Below are 5,078 nucleotides of genomic sequence, written 5' to 3' on the forward strand. Positions count from 1 at the left end.
GCCGCTGCGCACGCCGGTGCCGATGCGATCGGGTTGGTGTTCTATGCCAAAAGTCCGCGGGCGGTGAACGTCCAGCAAGCCCGCGCGATCATCGCCGCGCTGCCGCCGTTCGTGACCACTACGGGCCTGTTCGTCAACGCCAGCCGCTGCGAGTTGGGCGAAATCCTCGATGCCGTGCCGCTGGACCTGCTGCAGTTCCATGGCGACGAAACGCCGGCCGAGTGCGAGGGTTACCACCGTCCGTACATCAAGGCCCTGCGGGTGCGCCCCGGCGACGACCTGCAGGCGGCTTGCCGCGCCTATCGCAACGCCAGCGGCATTCTGCTCGACACCTTCGTCGCCGGCGTGCCCGGCGGTACTGGCGAAGCCTTCGACTGGTCGCTGGTGCCCGAGCACCTGGACAAGCCGATCGTGCTGGCCGGCGGACTTCATGCGGGCAACGTCGCCCAGGCCATCACTCAGGTCAAACCCTGGGCGGTGGATGTCAGCGGCGGGGTCGAGTCGAGCAAGGGCATCAAGGACCACGGCAAGATCGACGCTTTCATCAAGGCGGTGCGTGGGAGCGGCATGTGACGGCGCGCTGCCCGGCACCGTCCATACGTTTCGCGAAACGCGCGGCACGCAGGTATCAAGCCTGCGCCACGCTCGCCCACGCATTCGTTTCATATCTGAACACGCTCAAGAGCATGCGCGGGACCTGGCCAGGCCAGCAGTCCCCGGTACTGGAGAAATAAAGCATGAGCAACTGGTTGGTAGACAAGCTGATCCCTTCGATCATGCGATCGGAGGTGAAGAAAAGCTCGGTGCCCGAAGGCCTGTGGCACAAATGCCCGTCCTGCGAAGCAGTGCTGTACCGTCCGGAGCTGGAGAAGACCCTCGACGTCTGCCCCAAGTGCAACCACCACATGCGTATCGGTGCACGTGCGCGCCTGAACATCTTCCTCGACGAAGAGGGCCGTGCCGAGCTGGGCGCCGATCTGGAGCCGGTCGATCGCCTGAAATTCCGCGACGGCAAGAAGTACAAGGATCGCCTGACCGCCGCGCAGAAGCAGACCGGTGAAAAGGATGCGCTGATCTCCATGAGCGGCACCCTGTTGGGCATGCCGGTGGTGGCCAGCGCATTCGAATTTTCCTTCATGGGTGGCTCAATGGGCGCCATTGTTGGCGAGCGCTTCGTGCGCGCTGCCAACTATGCCCTGGAAAATCGCTGCCCGATGATCTGCTTCGCCGCCTCCGGTGGTGCGCGCATGCAGGAAGCGCTGATCTCGCTGATGCAGATGGCCAAGACCTCGGCGGTCCTGGCGCGCCTGCGCGAAGAGGGCATTCCGTTCATTTCGGTGCTGACCGACCCGGTCTACGGTGGCGTTTCCGCCAGCCTGGCCATGCTGGGTGATGTAATCGTTGCCGAGCCCAAGGCGCTGATTGGTTTCGCCGGCCCGCGCGTGATCGAACAGACCGTGCGCGAGAAGCTGCCCGAAGGCTTCCAGCGCAGCGAGTTCCTCATCGAACATGGCGCCATCGACATGATCATTTCGCGCCAGGAACTGCGTCCGCGCCTGGGCAGCCTGCTGGCCCAGTTCATGGGCCTGCCGACGCCCACCTACGTGGCCGCTCCGATCGAGCCCATCGTGGTGCCACCGGCGCCTGCCAACGTATGACCGAGCGTAGCCTGAGCCAGTGGCTCGCCTACCTGGAACAGTTGCATCCGGCGGCCATCGACATGGGCCTGGACCGTTGCCGCGAAGTCGCGCAACGCCTGGGCCTGGGCAGGCCGGCCGAACGTGTGGTGACGGTCACCGGCACCAACGGCAAGGGTTCGACCTGCGCCTACATCGCTGCACTGATGCAGGACCGCGAGCTGAAGGTCGGGGTCTATGCCTCGCCGCATCTGTTGCGCTACAACGAGCGGGTCGTGATCGATGGCCAGCAGGCCACCGACGCCCAGTTGTGCGAAGCGTTCACGGCCGTTGAGGCGGCGCGTGGTGCGACCACCCTGACCTATTTCGAGATGGGCACCCTGGCCGCGTTCTGGTTGTTCCAGCGTGCCGAGCTCGACGCCGTGGTTCTGGAAGTCGGCCTGGGTGGTCGGCTCGACGCCGTCAACCTGGTGGATGCCGACCTCGCCGTGATCACCAGCATCGGCCTGGATCATGCCGAATACCTGGGCGATACCCGCGAGTCGGTGGCCTTCGAGAAGGCCGGTATCCTGCGTGCCGGCGTGCCGGCCTTGTGCGGCGATATCGATCCTCCACAGCCATTGCTCGATCAGGTGGCCACCTTGGGCTGTCCGCTCTATCTGCGTGGTCGCGACTACGATTTCACCGAGCATGACGATCACTGGTCGTGGCGAGGCGTGGACGTCGAAGGCTACCCGGTCGAGCTGCTGTCGTTGCCGCTGCCCAGCCTGCCGCTGGAGAACGCGGCGCTGGCGCTGCAAGTCTACGTTGCCCTGGATCTGCCGCGCGACGCCGCGCGCATCGGGTGGGCACTGGCGCATACCCGTGTGGCCGGTCGCCTGGATCGCCACCGGGTGAACGTGGCAGGCAAGACGGTCGACATTCTCCTGGACGTAGGTCACAACCCGCACGCTGCGCGCTTCCTGGCCGAGCGTCTGGCGCGCCAGCCTCTGACGGGCCGGCGTCGGGCGGTGTTCGGCCTGCTGGCCGACAAGGATCTGGCCGGTGTGGTCGAGCCACTGGCTCCTGTCATCGCCGACTGGGCGGTGGCACCGCTGAAAACGCCTCGCACCCGGCCAGCCGCCGAGTTGAATGCTGCACTCCTGAACCTTGGCGCCACCACGACGTCTCATGGCAGCCTCGCCGATGCGCTCGAAGCGCAGTGCGAAGCAGCGGGCGAGGGTGACGAGATTCTGGTGTTCGGCTCGTTCCACTGTGTCGCCCAGGCCTTGAAATGGATGTATGGCAACGTAGAACGGGAGAACGTGGATGGCATTGCCCAGTAAGGTGTTCAAGCAGCGCATGATCGGCGCGTTGGTGCTGATCGCGCTGGCGGTGATTTTCCTGCCGATGCTGTTTTCGCGGCAGGACGACACCGTGCGCCAGGTTCAGGTGCAGGCCCCGGCAGCACCCCAGGCGCCGGCCGCGCCACAGGTACAGGTCGAGCCGGTTGCCGTGCCCGAGCCGCAGATCATCGAGTCCGAGCCAGTGCCTCAGCAGGCCCCGGTGCAGGCGAGCGCGCCGAGCCAGCCCATCCAGCCGGTGCCCACAGCGCCTGCCGCAGCTGCGAAGAAGCCAGTGGAATCGGTGCAGCCCTCGGCACCGATTGCAGCCGCCAAGGTGGCACCGGCTGCCAAGCCGGACACCGCCAGCAAGATCGACCCCAACGGGTTGCCGGTCAGCTGGTCGGTGCAGTTGGCCAGTCTGTCCAACCGTGCCGGCGCCGACGCTCTGCAGAAGAGCTTGCGTACCCAGGGCTACAACGCCTACGTGCGCTCGGCCGATGGCAAGAACCGGGTATTCGTCGGGCCATTGGTCGAACGCGCCGAGGCCGAACGGTTGCGTGACGTGATCAATCGCCAGCAGAAGCTGCAGGGTTTCGTGGTGCGCTTCGAGCCTGAGCGCGGCTGAGGACTTGGTTCGCTGTGGGATCGTGTCGCTTTCCTCGCGGCTGCTGACCGCTCCTACGGGAAGCTATGGGAGCGGTCAGCCGTCGCGAAGGGGCGCGCTGCGGTGCAGGCGACAATCGCCGCTTACTACCGCGCCCGCGCTCTGCTAAAATGCGCCGCCTTATCCGTATGCAGGCCGCACCGTGGCATTTACCTGGGTCGACTGGGCGATCATTGCGATCATCGCCATCTCCGCACTGATCAGCTTGACACGCGGCTTCGTCAAGGAAGCCCTGTCGCTGGTCACGTGGATAGTCGCAGGTGGCGTGGCCTGGCTGTTCGGCGGTTCGCTCGCCGGTTACTTCGAAAATTACATCCAGACGCCATCGGCACGTGTCATCGCAGGCTGTGCCGTGCTGTTCGTGGCCACCTTGCTGGTCGGCGCCATGGTCAACTACCTGATCGGCGAACTCATTCGCGTCACCGGACTGTCGGGCACCGACCGCTTTCTGGGCATGGTCTTCGGCGCCGCGCGCGGTGGCTTGCTGGTGGTGGTGGCTGCCGGGCTGCTGAGCCTGGGGCCGGTTCAACAGGATGCCTGGTGGCAGGAATCACGCCTGCTGCCGCAATTTCTTTTGGTTGCTGATTGGTCGAAAAACCTCATCCTGGGGATGTCCAGTCAGTGGCTCGCCAGCGGAATCAGCGCACCGGCTGACATTCCGTTCAAGGAACACCTCTTGCCTGCCGCGAAAGCGCAGTGAGTGGTGCTCAGTTCAGATTCATTAAGTAGGGGTTGCGTCGCATGTGTGGCATCGTCGGTATCGTCGGTAAGTCGAACGTCAATCAAGCGCTGTATGACGCGCTAACGGTCCTCCAACACCGCGGCCAGGATGCTGCCGGTATCGTTACCAGTAGCGATGGCAAGTTGTTCCTGCGCAAGGACAACGGGCTGGTACGGGACGTTTTCCAGCAGCGCCATATGCAGCGGCTGGTCGGGCACATGGGTATTGGCCATGTGCGCTATCCCACGGCAGGCAGCTCGACCTCGGCCGAGGCCCAGCCGTTCTACGTCAACTCGCCCTACGGCATCACCCTGGCGCACAACGGCAACCTGACCAACGTCGAGCAGCTGGCCAAGGAGATCTACGAATCGGACCTGCGTCACGTCAACACCAACTCCGACTCCGAAGTGCTGCTCAACGTCTTCGCCCATGAACTGGCGGTGCGCGGCAAGCTGCAGCCTACCGAGGAAGACGTGTTTGCGGCCGTCACCGACGTGCACAAGCGCTGCACTGGCGGTTACGCAGTGGTGGCCATGATCACCGGCTACGGTATCGTCGGCTTCCGCGACCCGCATGCGATCCGCCCGATCGTGTTCGGCCAGCGGCACACCGACGAAGGCGTGGAGTACATGATCGCTTCCGAAAGCGTGTCCCTGGACGTGCTCGGCTTTACCCTGATCCGCGACCTCGCACCGGGCGAAGCGGTGTACATCACCGAAGACGGCAAGCTG

The 5,078-nt window shown here is 64.7% G+C and carries 6 protein-coding genes; all 6 read left to right on the plus strand.

Annotated features, from left to right (window positions below; genetic code table 11):
* The coding region (locus B2V21_RS09815; protein ID WP_286916733.1) for a phosphoribosylanthranilate isomerase at nt 1-573 on the plus strand (573 nt) is incomplete at its 5' end.
* 164 nt (nt 574-737) lie between these two features.
* Complete coding sequence (accD, locus tag B2V21_RS09820) at nt 738-1,658, plus strand: acetyl-CoA carboxylase, carboxyltransferase subunit beta (protein WP_049862177.1); 921 nt, start codon at nt 738-740, stop codon at nt 1,656-1,658.
* Entirely contained in the window at nt 1,655-2,962 is a 1,308-nt protein-coding gene (gene folC / locus B2V21_RS09825; protein WP_286916734.1) for a bifunctional tetrahydrofolate synthase/dihydrofolate synthase, read from the plus strand. The genes accD and folC overlap by 4 nt, the downstream gene beginning before the upstream one ends.
* Nucleotides 2,946-3,587 (plus strand): SPOR domain-containing protein, encoded by a 642-nt coding sequence (locus B2V21_RS09830; RefSeq protein WP_049862175.1) that lies wholly within the window; start codon nt 2,946-2,948, stop codon nt 3,585-3,587. The genes folC and B2V21_RS09830 overlap by 17 nt, the downstream gene beginning before the upstream one ends.
* A 181-nt stretch (nt 3,588-3,768) precedes the next feature.
* A complete protein-coding gene (locus B2V21_RS09835) occupies nt 3,769-4,326 on the plus strand; it encodes a CvpA family protein (protein WP_049862174.1) in 558 nt (185 codons plus the stop codon).
* Nucleotides 4,327-4,367: 41 nt separating this feature from the next.
* Nucleotides 4,368-5,078 (plus strand): amidophosphoribosyltransferase (locus B2V21_RS09840; RefSeq protein WP_286916735.1); only part of this gene is annotated, 711 nt, incomplete at its 3' end.

The sequence above is a fragment of the Pseudomonas sp. UBA6276 genome, from assembly GCF_002438365.1.
GTDB classification, from domain to species: Bacteria; Pseudomonadota; Gammaproteobacteria; order Pseudomonadales; family Pseudomonadaceae; genus Aquipseudomonas; species Aquipseudomonas coleopterorum.

Coding starts and splice junctions, on each gene's coding strand:
- accD (WP_049862177.1), top strand. CDS start 738: ATGAGCAACTGGTTGGTAGACAAGCTGATCCCTTCGATCATGCGATCG.
- folC (WP_286916734.1), top strand. CDS start 1,655: ATGACCGAGCGTAGCCTGAGCCAGTGGCTCGCCTACCTGGAACAGTTG.
- B2V21_RS09830 (WP_049862175.1), top strand. CDS start 2,946: ATGGCATTGCCCAGTAAGGTGTTCAAGCAGCGCATGATCGGCGCGTTG.